Annotated in this window: 1 protein-coding gene; it reads left to right on the top strand. The window is 48.9% G+C overall.

Annotated elements, in window-relative coordinates; all coding sequences use genetic code 11:
- On the top strand, nucleotides 1-3568 hold a 3568-nt coding region (locus tag QUA23_RS30600; RefSeq protein ID WP_333079590.1), incomplete at both ends, for an FG-GAP-like repeat-containing protein.

The following is a 3568-nucleotide window of genomic DNA, read 5'->3' as shown; positions in this document are numbered from 1 at the left end:
AAGGGCGGCGACTGGGAATTAGAAGTAAGTACCGGGAAAATTGAAACGCCGCTGGTATTTGAACCCGAAGTATTAGCGGGTTACGAGTATGTTTTGAATTTTGGTGCTGCAACTAATTTTGGCGCGGGGAATCAACCGCAATTCGTCGGCGTAGGAGACTTCAACGGCGACACCAAGCCTGACTTAGCCGTGCCGAATCGTGCCAGTAACAACGTTTCTATCCTACTAGGGACAGGTACAGGCACCTTTAGTGCTCCCACTAATTTTCCTGTGGGCCAATATGCCTTTGCTGTCACTGTGGCAGACTTTAATGGAGACACCAAGCTTGACCTAGCCGTTGCCAACTGGGGGAGTAATAACGTCTCAATTTTGTTAGGAACAGGGACAGGCAGTTTTGGTACAGCTACCAACTTTAACGTCGGGTCGAGTCCTTGGTCAGTTACGTCCGGCGACTTCAATGGAGATGGCAACATTGACCTAGCCACAGCCAACATTGACTCAAACGATGTCTCTATTCTATTAGGGACAGGTACAGGCAGCTTTAGTGCTCCCACGAACTTTATCGTCGGGACAACACCCCAGTCTGTATCTGTAGGCGACTTTAACAAAGACGGCAAACTTGACCTAGCTACGGCGAACTTTACCTCAAACAATGTCTCGATTCTCTTGGGGACTGGCACAGGCAGCTTTGGCACTGCCACTGGTTTTAGTGTGGGAACAAACCCTTATTCTGTTGCTGTACAAGATTTTAATGGGGATGCCAACCCTGACATAGCCACAGCCAACGAAGGTTCTAATGATGTATCCGTACTGTTAGGAAATGGCACAGGTGGCTTTGGGGCTACCACTAACTTTGTTGTGGGGACAAAGCCTCGTTCCGTTACTGTAGGTGACTTTAACGGAGACGGCAAAATTGACTTAGCTACAGCGAACGGTGTCAGCAACCCGACCCCTGTGGCTAATAACCTCTCGGTTCTGTTGGGCACAGGCACTGGTACTTTTAGCCCTGTCGCCAACTATAGCTTGGGGTCAAATCCCTGGACTGTCACCGCTGCCGACTTGAATGGGGATGGGAATCCTGACCTAGCCACGTCGAACTATTGGACTAACGACGTTTCGGTGCTGCTTAATACCACCCCGGCGGTGAATTTCGGTGCGGCAACTTACAGTGGCACTGAAGGAACCGCAGATACAGTAGTTAATATTCCCGTTACTATCAGCGCCACTCCTGACGCTGCTGTAACAGTACCAATTGTCATCGACCCCAGCAGCACAGCCACCGAAAATTCCGACTACACCTTTTCGCCGACATCGATTACATTCCCCGCAGGTGCAACAGGTGACGCACTCACCCAGAATGTTGCATTTACTATCAAACCCGACAACATAGTTGAAAATGCCGAAACCGCAATCCTCAACTTTGGCACAATCACCGGTGGCATAGCCGGTACAACCAAACAAACCACACTAACTATTGCTGCTAACGGTCAACCTTTAAGCCTGAGTCCGTACCAAATAGACCTCAAAACAGGGACAATTACTGGTGGGCCAAACCCGTTTATTTCTCTAGTAAATACCCCTACAGACTCAAACGCAGACAGTTGGTTAGAAGCCGTAGCCAAAATCAATTTTGACGGCAAAATCAAGAAAGCCAAATTCATCGTTGAATACGACAAAGCCCCGTCAGGATGGACGGTAAATCTCGGCGACTCTGCGTCAAACGACGGCTATGGAGGGGATGCAAGCACTCAAAGTCGCGATGCCGAGATGCAGATTGTTAACGGGAATATGAGTGTTAACGGGAATGACTACAATACACCTGCGGGGGGATTCCTTACCCCAGGAAATGTGCCTAACTTGGTCACTAACGCTTCCCGTGTCGAGTTAGAAGTCAGCAACGAACAACTGGCGTGGGATAACAAAAGCGGGCTAAAAAATAGCTTGAATTCGCCGTATCTTTACGCCCTCAACGGTCAAGTTGATGCTACCGGGCCAGTCAATTCCGAGATTTACGCCGGATTTAACAGAGTGATTTCAGGGCCAGGCGATCGCATCGGATCGGGTGCTAGCAAGGTGACAATTCTGCTTAATCCGATCGACTATGCGATTACTGCTGGTGTTGCAACCGTTACTGAAGGAAACTCGGGCACAACTGCTGCCACTTTTACAGTTACCCGCAGCGGTTGTACTGACTTGGCGAGCACAGTAGATTATGCGATCGCAGGTACTGCTGACAGTAGCGACTACAACAACATCGGCGGCACATCCGGTGCAACTGCTGCGACTGGTACTATTAATTTTGCAGCGGGCGAGACATCGAAAACCATTACTCTTGATGTTTTAGGCGACAGTGCGATCGAAGCCAATGAAACCCTTGAGGTTACGCTGTCCAATCCCTCGGTATTAGATTCTACACCGACACTTACCACTGCTACGGCTACCACAACTATCAGTAATGATGATACGGCTGGCTTTACTATTAACCCAACAGCATTAACTACAAGTGAAGTCGGTGGCACTGCTACCTTAACTGTCCAACTCAACTCTCAACCCACTGCTGATGTTGCGATCGGTTTGAGGAGTGACAATGTTGCCGAAGGAACAGTTTCAACGGAGAGCTTAACTTTCACTCCTGCTAACTACGATCAACCGCAACCAATAACGATAATTGGTGTTGACGATTTAGTAGCTGATGGCCCTCTACCTTACAAAATAGTCACGGCTGCTGCTGTCAGCACCGATGTTAATTACAATAATCTCGATCCTGATGATATCGATGTCATCAACAGTGACAATGAAACTCCAGGCATTACGGTGAATCCGACGGCGGGATTAACTACTGGTGAAGATGGCACCAAGGCTAACTTTACTGTGGTTCTGAATACTCAGCCGACTGCTGATGTGACTATCGGTTTGAACAGTGATAATGTTGCCGAGGGAACAGTTTCGACTAATAGTTTAACTTTCACTCCCGCTAACTGGAATACAGCGCAACCCGTAACAGTAACAGGGGTTGAGGATAGCAGTGCTGACGGCGGTATTGATTACACAATTGTCACGGGGGCTGCTGTTAGTACCGATGCGAATTACAGCAACCTAGATGTAGCGGATGTTAGCATTACCAATAAAGACAATGATACCGCTGGTATTTCTATTACTCCCACGGCAACAACTGCTACAGAAGACGGCGCGAATGGGACGTATATTGCGGTGCTGAAATCGCAGCCGATCGCCCCTGTAACTATCACTCTCACAACAGGTGAGCAGATTGAAGCGATCGCGCCTCTGACTTTCACTACGGATAATTGGAATGTCGCTCAACCCGTTACGGTAAAAGCTGTTGATGATACGGTTGTCGAAGGGGCGCACAGCGGTAATATCACTCACACTGTGAGTAGCACTGATGCTAAGTATAATGTGGTTGTGGTTCCAGGGGTGACAGTGGCGATTACGGATAACGACACTACACCAGAACCGGAACCATCAGTGACACCGGAACCATCAGTGACACCGGAACCATCAGTGACACCGGAACCATCAGTGACACCGGAACCATCAGTGACACCGG

Origin of the sequence: Microcoleus sp. Pol1C5 (assembly GCF_036701115.1) — a bacterium.
In the GTDB taxonomy this organism is placed as follows: domain Bacteria; phylum Cyanobacteriota; class Cyanobacteriia; order Cyanobacteriales; family Microcoleaceae; genus Microcoleus.
The sequence above is the reverse complement of the archived record's forward strand: the minus strand, read 5'-3'. Positions and strand labels throughout refer to the sequence as shown.